General features: G+C 74.3%; 25 protein-coding genes and 2 pseudogenes. 7 read left to right on the forward strand and 20 right to left on the reverse strand.

Annotated features, from left to right (window positions below; all coding sequences use genetic code 11):
• Positions 1-143 precede the first annotated feature (143 nt).
• On the reverse strand, positions 144-2,525 hold the full coding sequence (locus AB0M03_RS03920; protein WP_363488086.1) for an FHA domain-containing protein: 2,382 nt from the start codon (positions 2,523-2,525) through the stop codon (positions 144-146).
• 234 nt (positions 2,526-2,759) lie between these two features.
• Here AB0M03_RS03920 and AB0M03_RS03925 point away from each other — a divergent pair.
• Both AB0M03_RS03925 and dacB read left to right on the forward strand, forming a co-directional pair.
• Positions 2,760-2,879, forward strand: a pseudogene (locus tag AB0M03_RS03925) (dehydrogenase); the annotation flags it as partial.
• Positions 2,880-3,361: 482 nt separating this feature from the next.
• Positions 3,362-4,942 carry a D-alanyl-D-alanine carboxypeptidase/D-alanyl-D-alanine-endopeptidase gene (gene dacB, locus AB0M03_RS03930; protein WP_363488088.1) on the forward strand — a complete coding sequence of 527 codons (1,581 nt, stop codon included), beginning with the start codon at positions 3,362-3,364 and terminating at the stop codon, positions 4,940-4,942.
• A gap of 121 nt (positions 4,943-5,063) precedes the next feature.
• Here the strand turns inward: dacB and AB0M03_RS03935 are convergent, their stop codons facing one another.
• The 3 genes from AB0M03_RS03935 to AB0M03_RS03945 all read right to left on the reverse strand — a co-directional run bounded on the left by AB0M03_RS03935 (position 5,064) and on the right by AB0M03_RS03945 (position 7,588).
• Positions 5,064-5,855, reverse strand: a complete 792-nt coding sequence (locus AB0M03_RS03935) for a maleylpyruvate isomerase family mycothiol-dependent enzyme (protein ID WP_363488090.1) — start codon at positions 5,853-5,855, stop codon at positions 5,064-5,066.
• Between the two features lie 673 nt (positions 5,856-6,528).
• On the reverse strand, positions 6,529-7,062 hold the full coding sequence (locus tag AB0M03_RS03940) for a ferritin-like domain-containing protein (RefSeq protein ID WP_363488092.1): 534 nt from the start codon (positions 7,060-7,062) through the stop codon (positions 6,529-6,531).
• A 136-nt stretch (positions 7,063-7,198) separates the two neighbouring features.
• A complete protein-coding gene (locus tag AB0M03_RS03945; protein WP_363488094.1) occupies positions 7,199-7,588 on the reverse strand; it encodes a DUF6343 family protein in 390 nt (129 codons plus the stop codon).
• A gap of 159 nt (positions 7,589-7,747) precedes the next feature.
• Here AB0M03_RS03945 and AB0M03_RS03950 point away from each other — a divergent pair, with 159 nt between their 5' ends.
• Positions 7,748-9,616, forward strand: coding sequence for a transketolase (locus tag AB0M03_RS03950; protein ID WP_363488096.1), 1,869 nt, complete (start codon positions 7,748-7,750; stop codon positions 9,614-9,616).
• 100 nt (positions 9,617-9,716) lie between these two features.
• Here the strand turns inward: AB0M03_RS03950 and AB0M03_RS03955 are convergent, their stop codons facing one another.
• Entirely contained in the window at positions 9,717-9,875 is a 159-nt protein-coding gene (locus tag AB0M03_RS03955) for a hydrophobic protein (protein WP_363488098.1), read from the reverse strand.
• Positions 9,876-9,966: 91 nt separating this feature from the next.
• On the opposite strand from AB0M03_RS03955, the gene AB0M03_RS03960 reads away from it, so the two are divergent.
• Together AB0M03_RS03960 and AB0M03_RS03965 are read left to right on the forward strand one after the other, a co-directional pair.
• On the forward strand, positions 9,967-10,338 hold the full coding sequence (locus AB0M03_RS03960) for a low affinity iron permease family protein (RefSeq protein ID WP_363488100.1): 372 nt from the start codon (positions 9,967-9,969) through the stop codon (positions 10,336-10,338).
• A 76-nt stretch (positions 10,339-10,414) separates the two neighbouring features.
• Complete coding sequence (locus AB0M03_RS03965) at positions 10,415-11,599, forward strand: alcohol dehydrogenase catalytic domain-containing protein (RefSeq protein WP_363488102.1); 1,185 nt, start codon at positions 10,415-10,417, stop codon at positions 11,597-11,599.
• 75 nt (positions 11,600-11,674) lie between these two features.
• Here AB0M03_RS03965 and AB0M03_RS03970 read toward each other — a convergent pair whose 3' ends face one another.
• Positions 11,675-12,637, reverse strand: a complete 963-nt coding sequence (locus AB0M03_RS03970) for an SDR family oxidoreductase (RefSeq protein WP_363488104.1) — start codon at positions 12,635-12,637, stop codon at positions 11,675-11,677.
• Positions 12,638-12,812: 175 nt separating this feature from the next.
• Here AB0M03_RS03970 and AB0M03_RS03975 point away from each other — a divergent pair, with 175 nt between their 5' ends.
• Entirely contained in the window at positions 12,813-13,964 is a 1,152-nt protein-coding gene (locus AB0M03_RS03975; protein WP_363488106.1) for a glutathione-independent formaldehyde dehydrogenase, read from the forward strand.
• 37 nt (positions 13,965-14,001) lie between these two features.
• Positions 14,002-14,562: a hypothetical protein gene (locus AB0M03_RS03980; protein ID WP_363488108.1), complete on the forward strand. Its 561-nt coding sequence runs from the start codon at positions 14,002-14,004 to the stop codon at positions 14,560-14,562.
• Positions 14,563-15,237: 675 nt separating this feature from the next.
• On the opposite strand, the pseudogene AB0M03_RS03985 reads toward AB0M03_RS03980, so the two are convergent.
• The 14 genes and pseudogenes from AB0M03_RS03985 to gvpJ form a co-directional block, all read right to left on the reverse strand.
• A pseudogene (locus AB0M03_RS03985) lies at positions 15,238-15,558 on the reverse strand (cation:proton antiporter subunit C); the annotation flags it as partial.
• The gene (locus AB0M03_RS03990) at positions 15,519-16,316 is read right to left on the reverse strand and encodes an MnhB domain-containing protein (protein WP_363488110.1); all 798 of its coding nucleotides are present in this window, start codon (positions 16,314-16,316) and stop codon (positions 15,519-15,521) included. The pseudogene AB0M03_RS03985 and the gene AB0M03_RS03990, both read right to left, overlap by 40 nt.
• Positions 16,313-16,594 (reverse strand): DUF4040 domain-containing protein, encoded by a 282-nt coding sequence (locus AB0M03_RS03995; RefSeq protein ID WP_363488112.1) that lies wholly within the window; start codon positions 16,592-16,594, stop codon positions 16,313-16,315. Before AB0M03_RS03995 ends, AB0M03_RS03990 begins: the two co-directional genes overlap by 4 nt.
• Positions 16,591-16,887, reverse strand: a complete 297-nt coding sequence (locus tag AB0M03_RS04000) for a monovalent cation/H(+) antiporter subunit G (protein ID WP_363488114.1) — start codon at positions 16,885-16,887, stop codon at positions 16,591-16,593. Before AB0M03_RS04000 ends, AB0M03_RS03995 begins: the two co-directional genes overlap by 4 nt.
• Positions 16,888-16,930: 43 nt before the next feature.
• Positions 16,931-17,212: a monovalent cation/H+ antiporter complex subunit F gene (locus AB0M03_RS04005; RefSeq protein WP_363488116.1), complete on the reverse strand. Its 282-nt coding sequence runs from the start codon at positions 17,210-17,212 to the stop codon at positions 16,931-16,933.
• Positions 17,209-17,670 (reverse strand): hypothetical protein, encoded by a 462-nt coding sequence (locus AB0M03_RS04010; RefSeq protein ID WP_363488118.1) that lies wholly within the window; start codon positions 17,668-17,670, stop codon positions 17,209-17,211. Before AB0M03_RS04010 ends, AB0M03_RS04005 begins: the two co-directional genes overlap by 4 nt.
• A gap of 258 nt (positions 17,671-17,928) precedes the next feature.
• The gene (locus tag AB0M03_RS04015; RefSeq protein ID WP_363488120.1) at positions 17,929-19,005 is read right to left on the reverse strand and encodes an SDR family oxidoreductase; all 1,077 of its coding nucleotides are present in this window, start codon (positions 19,003-19,005) and stop codon (positions 17,929-17,931) included.
• Between the two features lie 56 nt (positions 19,006-19,061).
• Complete coding sequence (locus AB0M03_RS04020; protein ID WP_363488122.1) at positions 19,062-19,364, reverse strand: gas vesicle protein K; 303 nt, start codon at positions 19,362-19,364, stop codon at positions 19,062-19,064.
• On the reverse strand, positions 19,361-19,627 hold the full coding sequence (locus AB0M03_RS04025) for a gas vesicle protein (RefSeq protein WP_363488124.1): 267 nt from the start codon (positions 19,625-19,627) through the stop codon (positions 19,361-19,363). The genes AB0M03_RS04020 and AB0M03_RS04025 overlap by 4 nt, the downstream gene beginning before the upstream one ends.
• 6 nt (positions 19,628-19,633) lie before the next feature.
• On the reverse strand, positions 19,634-20,488 hold the full coding sequence (locus AB0M03_RS04030; protein WP_363488126.1) for a GvpL/GvpF family gas vesicle protein: 855 nt from the start codon (positions 20,486-20,488) through the stop codon (positions 19,634-19,636).
• Positions 20,485-20,856 (reverse strand): gas vesicle protein, encoded by a 372-nt coding sequence (locus AB0M03_RS04035; RefSeq protein WP_363488199.1) that lies wholly within the window; start codon positions 20,854-20,856, stop codon positions 20,485-20,487. The genes AB0M03_RS04030 and AB0M03_RS04035 overlap by 4 nt, the downstream gene beginning before the upstream one ends.
• 56 nt (positions 20,857-20,912) lie before the next feature.
• Positions 20,913-21,383 (reverse strand): gas vesicle protein GvpO, encoded by a 471-nt coding sequence (gvpO, locus tag AB0M03_RS04040; protein ID WP_363488129.1) that lies wholly within the window; start codon positions 21,381-21,383, stop codon positions 20,913-20,915.
• Positions 21,384-21,454: 71 nt separating this feature from the next.
• A complete protein-coding gene (locus AB0M03_RS04045; RefSeq protein ID WP_363488131.1) occupies positions 21,455-22,279 on the reverse strand; it encodes a GvpL/GvpF family gas vesicle protein in 825 nt (274 codons plus the stop codon).
• Positions 22,279-22,701, reverse strand: a complete 423-nt coding sequence (gvpJ, locus tag AB0M03_RS04050) for a gas vesicle protein GvpJ (RefSeq protein ID WP_363488133.1) — start codon at positions 22,699-22,701, stop codon at positions 22,279-22,281. The genes AB0M03_RS04045 and gvpJ overlap by 1 nt, the downstream gene beginning before the upstream one ends.
• Positions 22,702-22,704 lie beyond the last annotated feature (3 nt).

The raw sequence follows: 22,704 nt of genomic DNA on the forward strand, positions 1-22,704 counted from the left end.
CCGAACTCCGGTGCGGGCAACCCGTCGCCGGGGCCGGGCGGCCGCGCCGCGCACGCCTCATCCGTATCCCGTACGGCACGCCCGCGGCCCGAGGGCACCCTTCGGACGGGGGCTCCCGGGCCGCGGGGGTGCCGGAGGTGCCGCTACTTCCGCATGATCGCCGGTTCCTGTCGGCGCAGCAGGGCCAGGACGGCGAGGCCGAGCGCGGTCGAGAGGGCGATCAGCATCACCATGCAGCGCAGCCATCGGGAGCGGTCCGGCCGGAACAGCGGGTCGGCGGTGATCCCGGTCGGGAAGACCGCGTGCAGATCGATGGTCTGGGCCATCGCGGCCAGACCCCAGCGGGACGGCACCAGCCAGGCGAACTGCTCCAGGCCGGGCACCCCGTACACCTTCAGCATGGCGCCGCTGAACACGATCTGCACCACCGAGAGGAGCACCAGCATCGGCATGGTGGCCTCCTCCTTGCGGACCAGCGCGGAGACCAGCAGGCCGAGCATCATGGAGGCGAACGAGAGCAGCGCGACGGCGATGATCAGCTCGATCAGCGGCGGCAGCACCACCCCGCTCTCCACCTGCTGTCCGTTCGGCAGGGTCGGGGCGAGGTCGACGCCCGCCAGGCCGACGGTGGTCAGCACGGCCGCCTGCGCCACCGTGACCGTGCCGAGCACCACCACCTTGGAGACCAGGTAGGCGGATCTGGACAGGCCGACCACGCGTTCGCGCTGGTAGATCGGCCGTTCCTTGACCACCTCGCGGACCGCGTTGGCGGAGCCGGTGAGCACGCCGCCGATGCAGAGCGTGAGCACGACGTTGATCGCGTTCTCCGAGGAGATCGATGCACCGGCCATCGCCCGGCACATCACGCCGATGACGAACGGCAGGGCGATCATCACGGTGAGGAAGAGCCGGTCGGCGGCCAGCACCGAGGTGTACCGGCGGACCAGCGTGGACAGTTGGGAGAACCAGCTCTGCGGCTGCTCCGGGCGGATCGGGCTCCCCGCGGGGTGCCCGTCGGCCGACGCGGCCGGATACCCGGGCCGGACGGCCGGCGTCGCCGCGGTGGCCACGTACTCCTGGTACTGCGGGGACTCCCGGAACCGGCGCTGCCAGGCGGCGTGGTCCTCGCTCTCGAAGGCCTCGAAGGCCTCGGGCCACTCGGTGTAGCCGAAGAACGACAGCGCCTCCTCGGGCGGGCCGTAGTAGGCGGTCCGGCCGCCGGGGGCCAGCACCAGCAGCCGGTCGCAGACGTTCAGGCTGAGCACGCTGTGGGTGACCACGACCACCGTGCGTCCGTCGTCGGCGAGGCCGCGCAGCATGTGCATCACCGAGCGCTCCATGCCCGGGTCCAGCCCGGAGGTCGGCTCGTCGAGGAAGAGCAGCGAGGGCTTGGTGAGCAGCTCCAGGGCGACGCTGACGCGTTTGCGCTGGCCGCCGGAGAGGCTGGAGATCACCAGGTCGGCGCGACTGTCCAGGCCGAGCTCGTGGATCACCTCGGTGACCCGGGCCTCCCGCTCGTGCTTGGAGGTGTCGCCGGGGAAGCGTAATTCGGCCGCGTAGGAGAGCGCGCGGCGCACGGTCAGCTGGGTGTGCAGGATGTCGTCCTGCGGCACCAGGCCGATCCGGCGGCGCAGTTCGGCGTAGTCGCGGTAGAGGTCGCGTCCGTCGTAGAGGACGGTGCCCTCGTCGGCGGGGCGCAGCCCGGTGAGCGCGTTGAGCAGGGTGGACTTGCCGGCGCCGCTGGGGCCGGCCACCGCGAGCAGCGCCTTCTCGGCGAGCGGGAAGCCGACGTCGTTCAGCAGCACCCGCCGGTCCGGGCCGACCCTGACCACCAGGCACTGGACGTCGAGCGAGATCTCGCCGGTGTCGGTGTACTCGACCAACTCGTCGCCGGAGAGGCAGAGTGCGGAGTGGCCGATGCCGATGATGTCGGCCGGGCCGACCGGGGCCCGCACCACCGGGCGGCCGTTGACGTAGGTGCCGTTGTGGCTGGCCAGGTCGACGATCTCGTGGCCGCCGTCCGACAGGATGCGCAGCTCGGCGTGGTGCCGGGAGACCTCCAGGTCGTCGAGGACGAGGTCGTTGTCGCCGGCCCGTCCGATCCGCACCGGCCGGCCGACCAGCCGCAGCACGGTGCTCGGCTGGCGGAACACGCCGGAGGCCTGCGGGGCGATCAGCACGGTCCGTTCGCCGTCGGCCGGTGGGGGCAGGTCGGCGAAGGTGGCGGACGGGCCGTCGGCCGGGTTGCCGAACCGCAGCCGGCTGCCGGGGCCGATGTCCTCGTGCTGGATCCGGCGGCCGTCGGCGAAGGTGCCGTTGGTGCTGCCGACGTCCTCCAGGAGCCAGTGTCCGGCGGCGGCGCGCAGCACGGCGTGGTGCCAGGAGACCCGGGGGTCCCTGAGGACGATCTCGCTGGTCGGGTCCCGGCCGACGTGGTAAGCCCGGCGCGGATCGATCAACTGCGAGTCCGTGTCGGTGACGAGAACCATTGGCGGCGCGGTGGGCGCGCCCGAGCGCTCTCCCATGATGCCGATTCTAAGACCGACCGGCACATGGGGTCGGCGTCGAGGCGAGTCGACGGACGCGGCGCGGGAGCACATGGAGCCCTTGTCGCCAGAGGAAGTGCCGCCAGGACCCGCCTTCGGTGCGTGGGAACCATGCCAGGAGCAGGAGTGTGCAGGCGAACGGAATCCACTGCCCCGGTGCACCCGTCCCAGGAGGGTTCGATCGGGCTTCACAGGGTTCAAAGGAGGCCGCCGGTGCGTGAGCTGACCTACGTCGCCCGCAACACCGTGGAATGGCGCGAGGCCCCGGACCCGGTGCTCCGCTCCGGCCGGGAGGCGATCGTCGCGCCGGTCGCCGCGACCGCGTGCAGCGTGGGCTCCATGCAGGCGATGACGTCGTGGGTGATCTGCTGCGAGGTGCCCACGGTCCGCACGAAGGTCTCCGACACCCTCAAGTCGCCACGGTACGGCGCCGCGCCGCCTCCCCGGGGAAGGCGGGCGCGGCCCTCTCGCCATGACGCCCCGTCCCCGCAACCGCAACCCCGACGCCGCACGATCGGGCGCGCGACGCGCCCGCGCGACCGCCGGCGGGCGACGGCCTCGGCGAGGTACTGCTCCCGGGTCCGCCGGCCGACGGCGGTGATGCGGTTCTCGCGGTGTTCGCCGCCGGGCCTGCCACCCGGATGCCGACAGCGGGGCACCCGGATGGCACGCACCGGTGCCCCACCGTCGACCTGCCGTGCGACGGTCGGTCAGACGACGGCCGAGCACCGCGGCGCCGGATGCCGTCTGCTCGACGCGGGCCGCGTCGATGCGTTCCCCCGGCGCCGAACCGGACCTCCAGAACGGTGGGTTGAATGGCGACCAAGCGCCACACACGGCGAATAGGACGAACGGGGCTCGCGGGCGGCATACTGGCCCTGGCCGCGCTGACGATCGCCGGCGGAGGGCCGCCGGGCGGCGGAGCCGGAGGGGACACGCAGGACATCCTCGGGCGGATCCTCGACAAGCCGATCTACGCGCACGCCCAGTGGGGCGTCCTGGAGGAGGACCCCGAGGGCCGGGTGCTGCACGAGCTCCAGTCCGACAAGTTCTTCATCCCCGGTTCGGTGGCCAAGCTGTTCACCGTCTCCGGCACCTGGAACGCACTCGGCGGCGACCACCGCTTCACCACCCCCGTCCACACCGTCGGCACCCGCGACGGGGCCGGCCTGCACGGCGATCTGGTGCTGGTGGCGCAGGGCGACCTGGCGCTCGGCGGCCGGGTCACGCCCGAGGGCACCCTGGACTTCACCTCCATCGACCACACGTACGCCAACGACCTGCCCGGGGCGACCCTCACCCCCGAAGACCCGCTCGCAGGGATCGACGCCGTCGCGCGGCAGATCCGGCAGTCCGGCATCAGCCGGGTGGACGGCGACGTCGTGGTCGACACCCGGCTGTTCGAAACGCCGGCCCTCGATCCCACCCCCACCCCGCTGATCATCAACGACAACCTGATCGACCTGCTCACCACCCCCACCAGCCCGGGCCACCCGGCCGAACTCTCGTGGCGCCCCCAGGTCGCGCCCTACAAGGTCACCTCGCAGGTCACCACGGTGGCTGCCGGAGGCACCACGGACATCGAAGTGACGGCTTCCGACGACGGAACGCAGATCACGCTGTCCGGCACGATCGCCGCCGACGCGGCACCCGCGCTGCGGGTGAGCCCCGTCGTGGACCCGGCCGCCTTCGGGCGGACGGCACTGATCGAGGCGCTCGCCCGGGCCGGCGTGACGGTGACCGCCGACCCGGTCGGCGCCAACGACGAGGACGGCCTGCCGGCCGCGTACGCCCCCGGCTCCGAAGTCGCCGCCTACGTGTCGCCGCCGTTCAGCCAGTACGCCCGGCTGGTGCTCAAGGTCAGCCACAACCTCGGCGCCAACCTCGACGTCTGCCTGATGGCGGTGTCCGCGGGCAGCACCGACTGCGACGCCGGGTTCCCGGTGCTCCGGGCGTTCCTGGAGGCGGCGGGGGTCGACAGTACGCAGGTGCAGCTCGCGGACGGCCGCGGCGGCGACCCGGTCGACCGGGCCACCCCCGTGGCGGTCAACCAGCTGCTGCGGTACTGGCTGCACACCCCGGAGTTCGAGGAGTTCCGCGACAGCCTGCCGATCCTCGGCGTGGACGGCACGCTGGACGGCTTCTGCACCGGCTGCGCGGGCGTCGGCAAGGTGTTCGCCAAGACCGGGACGGTCGCCGGCTTCGACGCCCTGAACGAGCAGTTCGCGGTGGGTGCCGAGACCGTCGCGGGCTACCTGGTGACGCCCTCCGGTGAGGTGCGGACGTTCTTCGTCGGCGTCAACAACACCGCCGTACCCGATCTCGACGCCTTCGTCTCCCAGATCGTCGAGGACGTGGCCGAAGCCTCCTCGCTCCTCCAGCAGCACGGCGGCTGATCCGCGACCGCCCTCGCTCCCGGCCCCCGGCCGCCGGTTGCGCCCCGTCCGCGCACCCGGCGGCCGGGCCGCTGTCACCGACCGGGTCGGGCTCCGCGGCTGCACCGCCGGCCCGGCGGACTCAGAACGCGGAGTTGGCGAACCAGTGCGCCAGCAGTTCCCCGTCCCCCTCGTACGCAACGGCGTCGGCGCCGAGGGACAGGCGGCCGTAGACGAGCAGCAGGAGGTCGGCCGCGGCGCCCCGGACGGTCGCGTCCGCGGTGCCCGATCCGTCATCGGCGGGGTCGAGCCCGAAGCCGTCCGGCCGCAGCCGGACCAGCCAGTCGGCGTCCCCGTCGGTCGTACGGAACCGGATCGTGCGCCCGTCCGCGCGGAGGCCGGCCACCTTGGGGGCGAAGAAGCCGGCGAAGGGGAGGTTCACCAGGAACTCGTCCACGCCGTCGACCGCGAGCGCGCGGTCGATCTCCGGCCGCACCCCGAGGGCGAGCTCCGCGTCGACCCGGTGCACCAGGGTCTCGAACAGCATCCGGCGCGCCCAGAACCGGGCGTGCTGGTCGGCGCCCCAAGCCCACATCGGGGTGTCCGGGCCGACGGCCCGGAACGCGTCCGCCGCCACCGCCGCGCTCCCGGCCAGCCAGTCGGCCCACCCGCCGTCCCCGGCCGGAAGCTGCAGGTCGACGTCGCGGCTTCGCGGCGGCTCCTGGATGCGCCCGTGCAGCAACATCGAGAACCAGCGCTGCACGCTGCCCGCATGCCTGACCAGGTCGGCCAGCGTCCAGCCGGGGCAGCTCGGCACCGGGGTTGCGAAGTCGGCGCCCCGGACCGCTGCCGCGAAGCGGGCGGTCTCCACGCCGACGGCCGCACGGTGGTCGATCGGGGCGGCCCCGGGGACCGGGCGGACGGACGTCGTCATAGTGGTCGTGCCTCTCTGGACGGAGCGGCGCTCCGAGCGGATCGAAGGTTTCTGCGGATGCGAACCTCGTGTGCCGACTCGACCGTAGACTCAATAGTTCACATGGTCAACCATTGAGCCTTCCACTCGATCCGTGTCCGACATCACCTGCGGGCGCGAAGCCGCGAGGGGTTGCGGACACCCGCTCAGCCGGCCTTGCCCGCATCGAGGCGATCGCTGTCGGGTGGGCGGCCGACCGCGACGAGCAGCGTGTCGGCCGGCGTCGCGGACGGCATCGGCAATGTCTGCAGTCGCGGCGAGCATCTTGCCGGGGATGCAGCCTGTTGCGACTGCAGGCCGACGGCTGGGCCCGCCGAGGAAACACGAGAGCGCTGCGCGCCGGAGCCGATCGGACGCAGACGCTCCGTCAGTACGGCAGCGGGCGGCCCGAAGGGGTCCGCAGATCGAGCGGGGGCCGCGGGCGGCCTCGACCGGACCGTACGGTGATCCGGATCCTGGTCATCACCCTCACCTCCTGGGTCCTCGGGCACGGAGTACGTCTGCCCGGCCCGTGGCGCTCCACGCATACAACTACTCTGCGCGGCAGGGTGACTTCGGTGCGGAGGCCGTGAAGCGGCGCTTCCGCCGGGGCAGTCGGGCCCGGGCGGGGCCCGACTGCCTTCGGCGGTACACCCTAGACGGCCAGCAGGTCCGTCAGGTCGTCGGCGTGTTCTTCCTCCTCCTCGAGGATCGACTCGATGAGGCGCCGGGTGGTGGGGTCGTGGTCGCCGAGCCAGCGGGCGATCTCCTGGTAGGTGGAGATGACGATCCGTTCGGCCAGCAGGTTGTGCTCCAGCATGGCCTTGAGGTCGCGGCGCTCCGGCGTGGTGTAGTCGGTGTGGGCGCGCCCGGCGAGGGTGGCGGGGTCGAAGTCCGGTTCGCCGCCGAGCTGGGAGATGCGTGCGGCCGCGCGCAGGGCGTGCTGCATCTCCGCGGCGGCGTGCTCGGTGAACTCGGCCGCCACCTGTGCCCGGTCGATGCCGGTGGCGGAGATGGCGTGCCGGGTGTAGCGCAGCCAGCAGACCACCTCGGTCGCCACGACGTCGTTGAGGACGGCGATCACCTTGTCGGCGTCGAGGCCGTAGGTCGAGGTGATGGGCCCGTCGGCCATCTTCTGACGGGCCTCGTCCCGGATCCGCGTCACATCGATGACGAAGTCGTCGGCCATGGGAACTCCCAAACAGGGTCTCGAACAGGTCCCGCCACGCCTTCCCCGGCACCGGCCGGGACACTCGGTCCTGCGCCGAATCCACCGGTTCGCCGTACAGGCCGGGCCCCGGCCGGAGCTCCCCCTCGGATCGCGGTCACCGGTCCCGGCGCGGCGCCCGGCCCTGGCCTGCGGCCATCCGACGACGGATGACCGTCAGGTCGAGTGCGGCGATTCCGGCGAAGGCCACGCAGACCGCGGCGAAGACGGCGAACGTCCAGCGGTCGGGCGCGGGGCCGGTGCCCTCCAGCCCGGCGATGACGGAGAACGCCACCGCGCCGAACACGAAGATGCCCAGGAAGATCCGGGAGAGCAGGCGCCTCAGTTCCAGGTCGGTGCGCGCCGTCACCGGCTCGGTGCCGCGGCGCACCGGCTCCTGGGGCCGCCACTGCGGTGTCGTGCGGCCGGGCCCGTGCGGGGCGTGCGGGAAGTCGTGCCGCTCTCCGGGCCTGCGGTCGCCGTGCGGGGTGTGGTTCCGGCTGGTCATCGGGGGCTCCTTGCTGCCGGCTGCTCCTTTCGGCGGCTGCCCGTTCCGGGGCGCGGCACGCGGGTCCGCCGGGCCGGATTCCGGTGGCGCCCGATTCCGGCCGTGCCTGATTCCGGAGGCGCCGACCGGGCAGGCGCGGGGAGACGGAAGGAGAGCGCCATGACCGCCGAACGCACACTCACCGCTCCGGTCGATCCCGGCACCGATCTGCGGCAGGTCTTCGAACTCGCCCAGCAACTCCGGGTCGATGCGGTGCGGGCGAGCACCGCGGCGGGGTCGGGACACCCGACGTCCAGCCTGTCGGCCGCCGATCTGATGGCCGTCCTCATGGCGCGGCACCTGCGCTACGACTGGCTGGACCCGGGCAATCCGGCCGCCGACCACCTGGTCTTCTCCAAGGGCCACGCCTCGCCGCTGCTGTACGCCATGTTCCGGGCCGCCGGTGTCGTCGGCGAGACCGAGCTGCTGACCACGTACCGCCGCATCGGTGCCCGCCTGCAGGGGCACCCCACGCCGGTGCTGCCCTGGGTGGACGTGGCGACCGGGTCGCTCGGCCAGGGCGTCGCGTACGGGGTGGGCATCGCGCTGGCCGCCCGCGAGCTGGACGGGCAGCCGTCCCGGGTGTGGGTGCTGTGCGGGGACAGCGAGATGGCGGAGGGCTCGGTCTGGGAGGCGCTGGGCGCAGCCGGCCGCCACCGTCTGGCCAACTTCACCGTGATCGTGGACGTCAACCGCCTGGGACAGTGCGGGCCGACCGAGTTCGGCTGGGACACCGACGCGTACGTGCGGCGGGCGGAGGCGTTCGGCTGCCGCGCGATCACGGTCGACGGCCACGACCTGGAGGCGGTGGACCGGGCCCTCGGCGAGGCCTCAGACGGCGCGGCGCCCACCGTGGTGGCCGCCCGGACGGTCAAGGGCCGGGGCGTCTCCGAGGTCGCGGACGCCGAGGGGTGGCACGGCAAGCCGCTGCCCGAGGACCTCGCCGAGCGGGCCGTCGACGAGCTCGGCGGGGTGCGCGGGCTGACCGTGCGCGGGCCCCGTCCGCCCGACGCACCGCGCCGGCGGACGGCCCGCCCCGGCACGGTCGACCTGCCGCGCTTCGAGGTGGGCGAGGAGGTCGCCACCCGGTCCGCGTTCGGCAAGGCACTCGTCGCGCTCGGCGCCCGGCCGGAGATCGTCGTCCTGGACGCCGAGGTCGGCAACTCCACGCACACCGAGGACTTCGCGAAGGCCCACCCGGAGCGGTTCTTCCAGCACTACATCGCCGAGCAGCAGATGCTCGCCACCGCCGTCGGCATGGCCGTGCGCGGCCACCACCCGTACGCCGCCACCTTCGCCGCCTTCCTCACCCGCGCCCACGACTTCGTCCGGATGGCCTCGGTCTCCCGGGTCACCATGACCCTCTGCGGCACGCACTGCGGCGTGGAGATCGGTGCGGACGGGCCGTCCCAGATGGGGCTGGAGGACCTGGCGATGATGCGCGCCGTGCACGGCTCCACCGTGCTCTGCCCCAGCGACGCCGCCTCCGCCGCCGCGCTCACGGCCGCCGCGGCCGACCTGGACGGCATCTCCTACCTGCGGGCCACCCGCGGCGCGTACCCGGTGCTGTACGGCCCCGACGAGACCTTCCCGGTCGGCGGGGCCAAGGTCCTCCGCTCCGGCGAGCGCGACCGGGTCACCCTGGTCGGTGCGGGCGTCACCCTCCACGAGTGCCTGGCCGCCGCCGACCTGCTGGCCGAGGAGGGCACGGCGGCGCGGGTCGTCGACCTGTACTCCGTCAAGCCCGTGGACGGCGAGACCCTCGCCCGGGCCGTCAGCGACACCGGCCGCCTGGTCGTCGTGGAGGACCACCGCCCCGAGGGCGGTCTCGGCGAAGCCGTGCTCGGCGCCCTCGCCGAACGCGGCCTGTGCCCGGCGTTCGCCCACCTCGCCGTACGGACCCTCCCCGGGTCCGGCACCTCGGCCGAACTCCTGGACGCCGCCGGCATCTCCCGCACCCACATCGCCGCCGCGGCCCGGCGCCTGTGATGCACGGCCACGGGCGCAGCCCGGCGGGGCCGGGACACCTCGGTGCTCCCGGCCCCGCCGGCCCTGCCTCAGGCACTTCCGGTGAGGCAGCCGCCATCCCTCACCATCGGTACCACCGGGAACCCGAGGGGCCACGGACGAAGAAACCCAGCAGCCACAGGACCAGGGCGACCAGCGCGACCCACCACAGCAGGTGGAGGGCGAACCCGGCGCCGAACAGCACCAGGATCAGCAGCAGTACGAGCAACAGCGCAACCATCTTCGATCACCTTCCCGACCCCGCGTGTGCCCGGCCGTCACCGGGGTAATCCACACCGTTTCGGAAGGGGTGGGGACGGGAGGACGGGGCCATGACCCTGCAGCATCCGGCACGGAAGGGCGAGGACGGCCGCAGGGGCCGGTTCGAGCAGTTCGCCGAGCTGGCGTCGAACTTCACCAGCTCACCCCTCTTCGCGGTCCTGTGCCTGCTGCTGGTGGCGGCGTTCGTCGCGGTGCACGCGGCGGGGCTGTCCTCCGAGTGGCAACTGGTGGCGGGGGACGCGATGGCCGCGGTCACGCTGCTGCTGCTGGCCATGCTGAAGAACTCGGAGCGGCGCGCCGAGCACGCGATCCAGCGCAAGCTCGACGCGATCGCCGAGGCCCTGCTCGAACTCCAGGAGGGCCAGCCGGGCGAGGCCCACGACCGCCTCCGCGAGGCCGTCGGCATGGAGGAGCGGCTGTAGGACGCGTTTGGCTCCGGCCGAGCACGCTCAGACGCCCCGCAGGTGGGGACACCAGGCGATCGGACGGTGCAGGGCGATGAAAGCAGTGACATGGCACGGCCGCCGGGACGTCCGCGTGGACGACGTGCCGGACGCACGGATCGAGGAGCCCGACGACATCCTCGTGGAGATCACCTCGACCGGACTGTGCGGCTCGGACCTGCACCTGTACGAGGTGCTCGGCCCGTTCCTCGACCCGGGCGACATCCTGGGGCACGAGCCCATGGGCACGGTGCGCGAGACCGGCCCGGCGGTGTCGGCGGTCGGCGTGGGCGAACGTGTGGTGATCCCGTTCAACGTGAGCTGCGGCCGGTGCTTCATGTGCGTGCAGGGCCTGCAGTCGCAGTGCGAGACGACGCAGGTCCGCTCGCACGGCACGGGTGCCGCGCTGTTCGGGTACACCAAGCTGTACGGGCAGGTGCCGGGCGGTCAGGCCGAGCTGCTGCGTGTCCCGTTCGGCAACACCCTGCCCGTTCCGGTGCCGTACGGGCCGCCGGACGAGCGGTACCTCTTCCTCTCCGACGTGCTGCCCACCGCCTGGCAGGCCGTGGCCTACGCCGAGGTGCCCCGGGGCGGGAGCGTGGCCGTGCTGGGTCTCGGGCCGATCGGCGACATGTGCACCCGGATCGCCGCGCACCGCGGGGCCGGCACGGTGATCGGGATCGACCTGGTGCCCGAGCGGCTGGACCGGGTGCGCGAGCGCGGGGTCACCGCACTGGACGTGTCGGCGCTCGGCAAGGGGCTGGCCGCCGCCGTCCGCGACCTCACGGGCGGCCGGGGGCCGCACGCCGTGATCGACGCCGTGGGCCTGGAGGCGCACGGCTCCCCGGTGGCCCGGGCCGCCCACCGGGCCACCGCACTGCTGCCCGACACCCTTGCGGCCCCGCTGATGGAACACGCCGGCGTGGACCGGCTGCACGCCCTGCACGCCGCCATCGACCTGGTGCGCCGCGGCGGGACGATCTCGGTGGTCGGGGTGTACGGCGGCATGACCGACCCGCTGCCGCTGCTGACCATGTTCGACAAGCAGGTCCGGCTGCGGATGGGGCAGGCGAACGTCCTGCACTGGGTGCCCGAGCTGCTGCCGCTGCTGACCGACGAGGACCCGCTCGGGGTGGACTCGTTCGCCACCCACCGGCTGCCGCTGAGTGCGGCACCCGACGCCTACCGGATGTTCCAGGAGAAGCAGGACGGCGCGGTGAAGGTGGTCTTCACCCCCTGAGACCCCTGAGCCAGACCCCTGGGCCGTCCCGGCCCCCGGGACCCCTGAGCCGTCCCGGGGCGGGAGCGCTGCGGGTCAGCCGGGCTCGTTGGTGTGGCGTCCGGCGCGGTCGCCGAGGGCGGTCAGCGCGCCCACCAGCGGGTGTCGGCGCTCGGCCTCGGCGGCGGCGCGCGTGCCGTCGACCGGGCGGCTGGGGTGCCTGCCGCCGGAGGGCAGCAGCCGGGCGGCCAGCGTCAGGGCGCGGGTGGTGGTGGCGGGCGCGAGGCCGTACACCCGGCTGCCGAGCTTGGCGGCCGGGGTCAGCACCAGCTCCGGGCGGCCGCGCCCGGCCGCCCGGACGACGGCCCTGGCGGCGCGGCCGGCGTCCATCGACAGCAGCGGCATGCCGGCGGCGGGTGCGAACCAGGCGTACTCGCGCTCCGGCCGGCCCGCGAAGGCGGCGGCGCGGTGCGATCCGGTGCGCATCAGGCCCGGCAGCACGGTGGTGACCGTGATGCCGTCGGCGGCGAGTTCGGCCCGCAGCCCCGCCGACAGACCGGCCAGCGCGAACTTGGCGGTGACGTACGGCAGCAGGTGCGGGGCCGGGACGCGGCTGCCGATGGACGCGATGTTGACGATCCGCCCGTGGCGGCGCTCCCGCATGCCGGGCAGTGCGGCGAGCACCAGCCGGACCGGCGCCCGCACCATGACGTCCAGCGCCCGGTCGAAGTCCTCGGTGCCGAAGGCCTCCAGCGGTCCGACCTGGATCAGGCCTGCGTTGTTCACCAGCACGTCGAGCCGGCCGAAGCGTTCGACCGTCGCGGCGACGAGCCGCTCGGGGGCGTCCGGTTCGGCGAGGTCGCAGACCGTGGACGCGACGGTGCCGCCGCGGCTGCGCAGCTGCCGTTCAGCGGTGGCGAGTTCCTCCGGGTCGCGGGCGCAGATCATCACCCGTGCCCCGCGGTCGGCGAGTTCACCGGCGATCAGCAGGCCGAGCCCGCGGGACGCTCCGGTGACCAGTGCGGCGGCGCCGCGGAACGGGTCGTCGTGGCTGTGCATGGGCTGCCTCGCCTCCGGCGTGCGGCCCGCCGGGCGGCTGCCCGCGCGGGAACCCCCCGAGGCGCCTGTCCGGCGGTCGACCGCCCAAACGGAGAAGCCCCGCCGTGTCGTTTCCGCCCGGCCCCGACGGGCAGCCGCCCAGCGGGCCACGAGAACTCCGGAGAGGGTGGTCGCCGTGAAGGCAGTGGTGTTCAGGGGGCCGTTCGAGGTGTCGGTCGAGGAGGTGCCCGACCCGCGGATCGAAGCCCCGGGGGACGCGGTCGTGCGCATCACCACGACCAACATCTGCGGGTCGGACCTGCACATGTACGAAGGGAGGACCTCGGTCGAGGAGGGCAAGGTCCTCGGCCACGAGAACATGGGCATCGTCGAGGCGACCGGGCCGGGCGTCACCCGGATCGAACCCGGCGACCGGGTGTCCGTGCCGTTCAACATCGCCTGCGGCACCTGCCGCAACTGCGTGCAGGGGCTGACGGCGTTCTGCCTGCGGATGAACCCGACCGAAGGCGTCGACGGCGCGGCGTACGGCTACGCCGACATGGGCCCCTACGACGGCGGCCAGGCCGAGTACCTGCGGGTGCCGCACGCGGACTTCAACCTGCTGGAACTGCCCGCCGGCACCGAGCACGAGAACGACTTCACCATGCTGTCGGACATCTTCCCGACCGGATGGCACGGCACCGAGCTGGCCGGCATGCAGCCGGGCGACACCGTCGCGGTGTTCGGCGCGGGCCCGGTAGGCCTGCTCGCCGCGCACAGCGCGGTGATCCGCGGCGCCGCACGGGTGTTCGTGGTGGACAAGGAGCCCGACCGGCTCGCCCTCGCCGAACGGATCGGGGCCGAGCCCGTCGACTTCTCGGCCGCCGACCCGGTCGAGCGGATCACCGAGGCCACCCGCGGCACGGGCGCGGACTGCGGCGTCGAGGCGGTCGGCTACCAGGCGCACGACCCGACCGGCCAGGAGCACCCGGAACTCGTCCTGGACCAGCTCGTCGCGGCGGTGCGCACCGCGGGCGGCATCGGCGTGGTCGGCGTGTACGTCCCCGAGGACCCGGAGGCCGCCACCGAGGGCGCCGAGGAGGGCCGGATCGGCTTCGACTACGGCACCTTCTTCAGCAAGGGGCAGCGCATGGGCACCGGCCAGTGCCCGGTCAAGCGGTACAACGCCCGGCTGCGCGACCTGATCGTCGCCGGACGCGCGGAGCCCTCCTTCCTGGTCTCCCACGAGCTGCCGCTCGCCGAGGCGCCGAAGGGCTACCGCTGCTTCGACCACCGCGACGACGGCTGGACCAAGGTCCTGCTGCGGCCGACCGAACTGGCCGCCTGACCGTCCCGGCACACCGAGCGAACGAAGGAGCGGCACGATGTCGGACCCGAACGGCGAGCGGTTGCTCGCCATCTACCTCAACGACCACTTGGCCGGCGCCTACGGCGGCGCGGCCCTGGCGGCCCGGATCGCACGCGAGCACCCGACCGGACCGAATGCGCCCGATCTGCGCAGCCTGGCCCGCGAGATCGCCGAGGACCGCGACGAACTCGTCCAGCTGATGCGGACGCTCGGCGTGCGGCCCCGGCGGCACCGGATGGCCATGGGCGCGGTCGCCGAGAAGGCCGGCCGGCTCAAGCTCAACGGGCGGCTGTTCCGCCGCTCCCCGCTGAGCGACCTGCTCGAGACCGAGGCCATGCGCTCCGGCGTCCAGGGCAAGATGGCCCTGTGGCGGGCGCTGGGCGCGGTGGCCGAGGACGACCTCCTCACCGCGCGGCTGGAGCGGCTGGAGGGCAGGGCCCGCCGCCAGGCGGAGATCCTCGACGCCCGGCAGTCCGAAGCCGCCGACGTGCTGCGGCGCGCCGTCGCGGAAGGGTGGCCCGCGGCCGGACGCCCCGATCCCGTCCACGGCATGAGGCCGCAGCATGCCGGGCGTTGACCCGCTCGGCCCGCCCGGCCCGTCCGGTGTGCCCGGCGGTCAGCTCTGGGCGGCAACGGCCGCGCACAGCACGGCTATGCCCAGGGCGAGCCACGCCAGGTAGTCCCCGAAGTGCCCGGAGTGCAGGCGCCGCAGGCCCCGGACGGCCCGCTCGGCGGGGCGCGGCGCGGGCCGGGGATCCGGCCGCCGGTGCACGGCGAGGAGCGCGAGGGCGACGGCGAGGCCGGCCGAGAGGCAGCCCAGGACGAGCCCGGGCGCAGCCCACCAGGCGGACTCCTCCGCGTGGGGGACGGCGGCCGTTCCGGCGGTCACGGCGGCGCGGTAGGCCTCGGGATCGGTGAACGCCGCTGCGCCGTGCGCCAGGGCGGGCTCGACGGCGGAGAGACTCCCGAGGAGCAGGGCGAGGAGGAGCAGTACGCCGGGGACGGCGAGCATGGTCGGCGGCAGGGGCCGCTCGGCGGCGCGGATCTCCGGTTCCTCGCCCTCTCCGGTGATCTCCTCCTCGCCGGGCCCGGCCTGCGGCGCGGGGCCGGCGCCCCAGAAGATGCGCAGGGCGGCGCGGAGCACCGCGGCCCCGGTGGCGGCGGACGCGACGACGAACACGGCGGGCAGCCAGGGCAGCCAGTGCCCGGCGTCCTCCTCGGCCAGGGCCTTGCCGAGGCCGGTGAGGGCCTGCGGGTCGACGGTGTGGTGGCGTTTGCGGAGCTGGATGGTCAGGGCGAGGAGCAGGGCGGTGACGGTGGCGCCGACGACGACGTCGGTCAGGGCGAGGGCCTGGACGACCGGATCGACGACGGGCCGGCTGCCGGGGTCGACGTCCGCGAAGACGGGCGCGGTGGCGTCCTTGCGGTAGCCGACGGCCAGCAGCAGCAGGTAGGTGGAGGACTGGGCGACGGCGAGGCAGCCGATGGCGTGGACGAGGTTGCGGCTGGTGACGAGGCCGTAGAGGGCGATGATCAGGACCCATCCGGCGGCGAGGTAGGGCCAGATCCCCACGGGCGGTGCTCCTTGTCGGATCGGTCGGCGTCGGGGTCCTCGAGTTCGACGGCCTGGTCGAGGAAGTGGGCGACCAGCACGCTGAGCCCGGAAGCGACCTCGATGCCGACGGCGGCGTTCAGCAGGGGGACGGTGCCGCCGGAGGTGATCTGGTTGAAGGTGCCCAGCGGCAGCATGTTCTGCAGGAAGGCACCCCCTGCGGCGAGGGCGGCCAGGCCCACGAGGGTGAAGGAGGCGGCGGCGGTGCAGTCCGTGACGTCGAGGACGTCCAGCGGCCGCAGGCGCCGCAGCACCCGGTGGTCGGCGGCGACGTAGGCGAGGTGCAGGGCGGTGGCCAGCACGACGCCGCCCTGGAAGCCGCCGCCCGGGCTGAGCTGGCCGTGGGCGACGATGTAGACGCCGACCACCACGGTGATCGGCAGCAGCAGGGTGCCGAACAGCCGGGTGGTGGGCAGGACGCGCCCGGGGCGCGGCCGGCGACGGCGCTCGTCGGGGGCCCGGCGCAGCAGCAGCGTGGCGCCGAGGACGGTGCCGAACAGGATGGACTCCTCGCCCAGGGTGTCGAAGGCCCGGATGTCGAAGTTGACGGAGGAGACGACGTTCGCGGTGCGGTGGGCCAGCGCCGCCGCCACGGCGCGCTCGCCGTACGGGTGGAGGTCCGAGCCGAACGGCGGCAGCTGCGTACAGGCCGCGGCGAAGAAGGCGGCGATGACCGCTGCGGCGGCCAGCGCCATGACCAGACGGGCGCGGACCGTCACCGCTGCTCCTCGTCCTGCTCCTCGTGCCGGTCGTCGTCAGCGGTGCGACGGCCGACCTTGCGGACCGTCAGGAGGATCAGCAACGGCGTCAGCGCCGTGCCGACGGCCAGCTGGGAGAGGGCGACGTCCGGTGCCTGAAGGACCGTGAAGAGCACGGCCAGGCCGAGCCCCAGGGCGGCGAGCACCACCGCCTGGCGCGCCGGGTCGCGGGTGAGCACCGCCACCGTCGCGGCCACGACGACGAACGCCAGGGCGGCACCGATCAGCCAGTCGTTCACTCGGCTCCCCCGTCCTCGGCCTGCCGCGAGGCGCGGCCCACGGCGATCGTGGTCACCGTGCCGCCGACGGCGAACAGCAGGCCGATGAACAGCGTCTTGACGGCCGCCCGGCCCGGCCCCTGGTCGACGGCCACCGCCGCCGCGATCAGCGGCACCCCGGCGCAGGACGCCGGTGCCAGCGCGTGCAGGCGCGCCGGCGTCCCGCGGAGCCGGACGAGGGCGACGGCGGACAGCAGGACGAACCCCACTCCCGCCCACAGCAGCACCAGTGCGGCGACATGACTCGGCGTCATCCCTCTCCCCCGGACGGTCGGTGGTTCCTGTGCGGACGGGCGGTCACGTTCCGCCGTCGCGGTCCCGGTCCTCGCTCCGGCCTGCCACGAACCGGGTGAAGACGAGCGATCCGGCGGGGGCGAGGACGGCCAGTACCAGTGCGAGGTCCTGGTAGGAGGACCGGCTGTAGGCCCGGGGCAGCAGGAGGAAGACCGCTCCCGTCACCGTCGACAGCAGGCACGCCCCGGCGAGGCGGCGCACCGTCGTACCGCGCGAGACCACCCATCCGCAGGCGGGCACGGCCACGACCAGCAGGACCAGGGCGGCCGCCGTCCACGCGTTCACCGGCGCTCCCCCGGGTCGGCGGGCAGGCGTTCCACCAGCAGGCGTTCCATCGGCCCCGGGCGGTCGCCGAGGGTGTGCACCAGGGCGTCGTCGCCGTGCGGCATGTCGATCACGCAGGTGTCCGGCGAGGCGGCCAGCGCCGCACCGGCCCAGCCCGGATCGCTGCCCTCCCGGAGGACGACGCGGTGCAGCCGTGCCCCGCCCTCGTCGCGGCGTGCCAGGGCCGACAGCAGGGCCGCGCAGCCGCGCAGGACGGACCGGGGCAGCCGGATCACGGCCCGCCCCGCCCGGCGGGCACCGCGCCACTCGGTACCGGAGGCGAGGCACATGGCCCGCGCGGCGAAGGCCGCGCCGAGTGCGGCCAGGGCGGCGACCAGCAGTTCGACGGGCGAGACGGTGCTGATCAGCACCACCGTAAGACCCGTCAGCACGCACCACCACACGGCGATCTCGCCCATGCGTCCCTCTCCTCCGACAACGTTCTCGGGCAGCACCACCGGCGGGCGGGGGCGGAGGTCAGTCGGGGGGCTCGGGGGGCTTTTCGGGGTCGGGCGGGCCGGGTTCCGTTTCCTTGTCCGGGGGTTCCGGCAGGGGCGGGTCCGGTGGCGGGGTGGGGGTGCCGGGCGGCTTCGGCGGGTCCGGGGGGACGGGGGGTTCCGTACCTTCGACGGGCTCGTGCCGGCGCTCCCGTTCGGGGGTCGGGCTGCGGTGCACGGTCACACACTCCTCTCCGGTTCCTGTGGTGTCTGCGGGCCGGGCATCCGTGATGCGAACCCGGGCAGGGCCGTCCGCAAACCCGGTATCACCCACCCGGCCGCACGCCGGACGCCGTCGGCGAGCGCACCCAGGCCGTGCGCGGCCTGCTGCTGGCGGCTGCGGGCGCGGGCGCGGTCGTCGAAGCGGCCGTGCGATCCGTGGTCCTCGGCCGTGTCGACGGGCCGGAACAGGTTGTCGGGCGCGTCGGCCCGCCGGGGCTCGCCGCTCTGCTGCGAGGCGAAGCCCGTCCGGGCCAGGTAGCGGTCCAGCAGGCCCGGTGCGACGGCGTTCGCCAGCAGGGTGGCGACGGTGCTGCCGCCGACCCAGTACTCGCGCCGTCGCGGGTGGTCGGCGGCGTGGAGCACCGCGCGGGCGGCGACCTCCGGCTGGTAGATCGGCGGCACCGGCTGCGCCTGTTCGGGCAGCCGCGAGCGCACCCAGTCGAACTGCGGCGTGTTGACCGCGGGCATCTGCACCATCGTGGTCCGCACCCGGGTGCCGGAGGCCAGGAGTTCGCAGCGCAGCGCCTCGTGCCAGCCCTGCAGGGCGTGCTTGGCGCCGCTGTAGGCGCTCTGCAGCGGGATGCCTCGGTAGGCGATGGCCGATCCCACCTGCACGACCGTCCCGTGGTTGCGGGGCAACATCCGGCTCAGGGCCGATCCGGTGCCGTACACGTACCCGAGGTAGGCGACCTCGGTGACCCGGCGGAACTCCTCGGGGTCGATCTCCGTGAAGGGCGCGAAGATCGAGGCGAACGCGTCGTTGACCCACACGTCGATCGGGCCGAGCTCGTCCTCGGCCCGCTGGGCGGCGGCTTCGACGGCGTCCGGGTCGGCGACGTCCGCCTCGATCGCGATCGCCTTCGCGGCCCCGGCCTGCTCGGCCTCGCGGACGGCGCCGTCCAGCCCGGCACGGCCACGGGCGATCAGGGCGAGCCGGTCGCCGCGTTCGGCGAAGGCGACGGCGCAGGCGCGGCCGATGCCTCCGCTCGCGCCGGTGATCACGACAGTGCGGGCGTCGGAGGGATGGTCTCTCATACCGTGCGGCTTTCCGGTCCGCCGGACGGCAAACGGGGGCGGTCCGGGTACGGGCGTCAGTCCGGGGAGAGCAGCGGGCCCAGGGGGCCGAGGTCGATGTTGAGGTCTTCGGGGGTCAGGCCGAAGTGGTCGCGCAGTTCGGCCATCCGTTCCTCCAGGGCCATCAGCGTGCGGCCGAGGGCCTCGATCCGGTCGTCGGAGAGGTCGCCCTGGTCGATCCGGCGCAGGGCCTGGCGTTCCATCAACTGACGGATCAGCTCGACCAGGGTGAGTACGAGCGCGGCGAGGTCCCGGCCGACGGACTCCGGGTCCAGTTCGATCCGGCGGCCGGGCTGCCGGCCGTCGTGCGGGGCGGTCACGGGAGCTCCCGGTGCGGCAGGTCGCCGTCGGGCGGGCCGGGGTCCCAGAGGTCCGGGTCGGTCTCGGCGACGAGGGTGCTGACCGAGGCGACCAGCGCCCGGAGGCTGATCCGGACGAGGTCGACGCCCGCGATGCCGAGGGTGATCTCACCGGCGACGACCACTCCCCCGGCGAGCAGCCGGTCCAGCAGGTCGACCAGCGCGATGCGGCGGTCGTCCACGGGGTACGGGGCGGTCCGGGCCACCTCTCCGGCGCCGGTCATGGCGGATCACCCGCCCTCGGCCGGCGCGGAACCGGTCACCGGCCCAGCCGGTTCGGCAGGTTCGACAGGTTCGGCGTCGATCTCGACGAAGGAGTACGGCGGCCAGGGCCCGGTGAGTTCGACGCGGACACCGGTGGTCCGGCGGCCGAGCTCGGTGACGGCGGCGCCGAACTCGGCGGCCCGCGCGTGCTCCACCAGGTAGGCGCCGTTCAGGAGCATCGGGGCGGCCCGTCCGCTCGCCTCGGCGGACTGCAGCGGGTGCTCCGCCGCCTCGTCCGCTCGGTCGGCCAGGGCCGCGTGGATCTGCCGGGCGCGCTCGTGGGCCTGTTCGAACCGGCGGGCCCGGTCGTCCCGTTGGGCGCGGCGGCGCAGCAGGTACGCGGTTCCGGGGCGGTCGTCGGCCGCGGCGGCGCCGTCCGGCGGATCGGCGGGGCCGGTGGCGGGGGCATCGGGGACGGGTGCGTCCAGGTAGGCCTTGACGCCCCATTCGTCGCGGTCGGCGACCCGGTCCAGGGCGGCCTGCAGGCGCGGCCCGGCACCGCGGAGGAAGGAGAGGGCGCCGCGGTCGTCGCGGTAGAGGGTGGCGAAGCGCAGCGGCAGGGTGCGGCGGGTGCGGGCGAGTTCGGCGATCACCCGGTGGTGGGCCCGGACGGCGGTCTCCACCCAGCGCAGGTCCGCCAGGTGCTGTTGCAGGGCCCGCTCGTCGAAGTCCTCCCGCGGCACGGAGCCGACGACCAGTGCGAGGCCCGGGGCGGTGAGGGCGCGCAGCGGCTCGCCGGCCACGCCGGTCATGCCGTCGAGGAGGCCGTCCGCGACGTCGGGGACCACCGCGTAGATCCAGGTGAGGCCGGGGGTGGTCATGGCTCGCTCCTGGTGCTGCGGCGGCGCCGGACGGGCGGCGCCTCGTCGGCCCGATCGCCGTCGGCGGCCGCGCGGTCCGTACGGTCGCGGTCGGCGCTGCGGGCGGCCTCGAGTTCGCCGATGCGCTCGCGCAGGCGGCGGTTCTCGAGGGAGAGGTCGCGTTTGCCGGAGGAGAGCGAGGGGTCGTGCTCCCACCAGTCGATGCCCATCTCCCGGGCGCGGTCGACGGAGGCGATCAGCAGCCGGATCTTGACGGTGAGCAGTTCGATGTCGAGCAGGTCCACCCGGATGTCGCCCGCGATGACGATGCCCTTGTCGAGGACGCGTTCCAACAGGTCCGCCAGGTTGGCGGACGGGGCGGGCGCCATGGCGGCTCGGGACTGCGGCGCGTAGCTCCGGTCGGGCGTCCAGGGGGTCGGCTGGGTCATGAGTCCTCCTCGGTCCGACCGCGGAGGTATCGGCGTTCGCGGCGGAAGGAAACAAGGTCGCCGTCGTTGTCGAGGACGACCCGGTAGACGGCCAGGATGTCGTTCGAGTCGGGGACGCGGCGGGTCTCCAGTACTTCGACGCCGACCTCCCAGCCCTCCTCTCCGCGGTCCAGTGAAGTGATGCCCTCCGGTGTGCGGCCGGTGAGGTCACCGACCTGGGCGGCGGCCAGGGTTGCGGCCCGACGGGCCGTCAACCCGGTCGTCCTGCTGTGCGGAGCCGGCCGCCGGGCAGGCCGGGCATCGACACGGTCGGGCGCCTCGGCGGTGCGGCGGCGGGGCTCCTCGGCCGTACGGCGGCGCAGCGGGGGGCCGTCCGGCGGCTCGGCCTGGGATGCCCGGCGGCTGCGGCGGTCGGCCGACCGTTCCGGGCGGTCGCCGGCCGCGGGGCGGGGGTCGCGGGCGGGCACGGCTCACACCTCCGGGTGCCTGCCGATTGTCGCGGCCGGCCCGGTGCGCGGTCCGGTGACGGGTGCCATGGCTACCCGTCCCCCTCCGCCGTCCCGGCGATCCGGGCTGCGAAGTCGTACGGTGCGATCGGCCCGAGCAGGCGGACGCGCAGGCGGCCGGCCCAGCGGCGGGCCAGGCCCTCCGCGGCCTGCTCGAACTCGGTGCGCGCGCCGTCGCGGACGAGGAAGGCCGCGCTGAAGCCCTGTTCGGCCACGCCGGGCTCGGCGGGGGCGATGGCTGCGGCGTGCGGGGCGAGGCAGTCGGCCAGGACGGCGGCGTCCTCGTCCCGGCGGGCCGCGACCTCCCCGGCGACGAGCTCGCCGAGGCGTATGCGGTGGTAGCGGCCGGCCTCCTCGGACAGTGCGGCGATGTCGTCGCGGAGCCGGGCGATGTCCTCCCGGTCCACCAGGATCTCGCGGAGGAGCTCGTCCTCCCGGTAGTCGCAGCGCACGGTGAACTGTGCGTGCCCCTCGATCTCCTGGAGCGCGTCGTGGAACTCCTCCTCGTACGGGTCGAGGAGGTCCTCCGTGACGGTCTCGGTGTCCCGGAGGACGGCGCCGAAGCGCATCGGCAGGACGGCGTTGCGGGCGGCCGCCAGGGTGTCCAGCACGTCGGCGTGGGCGCGCAGGTCCGCGGCGGTGCCGAGCGGCCGGTCCGCCGGGACGGTGCTGACCACGGCGGCCACCCGGCCGCGGCCGACCAGTTCGACCGGCACCGACGGGTCGGTGACGCCCTGCAGCCGGTCCGGCAGCGGGGTGCCCGCGGGCACGATGCCGTAGACGTAGCAGGCCTGCGGGTCCACGCCGCCGTTGCCGGTGGCGATGGGGGCGGCCCGGGTCCGGTGCTGTGCGGCCATCACTCCTGCTCCCGTCGCCGTGCGGCCGGACGGGCGCGGCGGCGCGGCCGCTCCTCCGGCTGCTCCTCGTCCTCGGCGTCACCGCGCCGGCTGCCGGCCGCATCGGTGACGTTCTCCTCGGCGCCCTCCAGTGCGCCCTTGCTCCTGTGCTCGGCGCCTCCGTCCTGCACCAGCTCGGGCAGGCCGCGGCTGCCGTCGGCGGTGAGGTCGAGCCGGTTGACGGCCTCGGCGAAGCGGAGGTAGGTGTCGACGCTGGCCACCACGACGCGGGCGTCGATAGTGAGCAGTTCGAGGCCGATCAGGGAGACCCGGACGTAGGCGTCGATGACCAGGCCCTTGTCCAGGATCAGGTCGATGACGTCGGCGAGACTGCTCGACGTGGGGCGGTCGAGGTAGGGGCCCGCCCGGGTGGCCGTGGCCATGGC

The sequence above is a fragment of the Kitasatospora sp. NPDC051914 genome (genome assembly GCF_040680995.1).
Taxonomy (GTDB): Bacteria; Actinomycetota; Actinomycetes; order Streptomycetales; family Streptomycetaceae; genus Kitasatospora.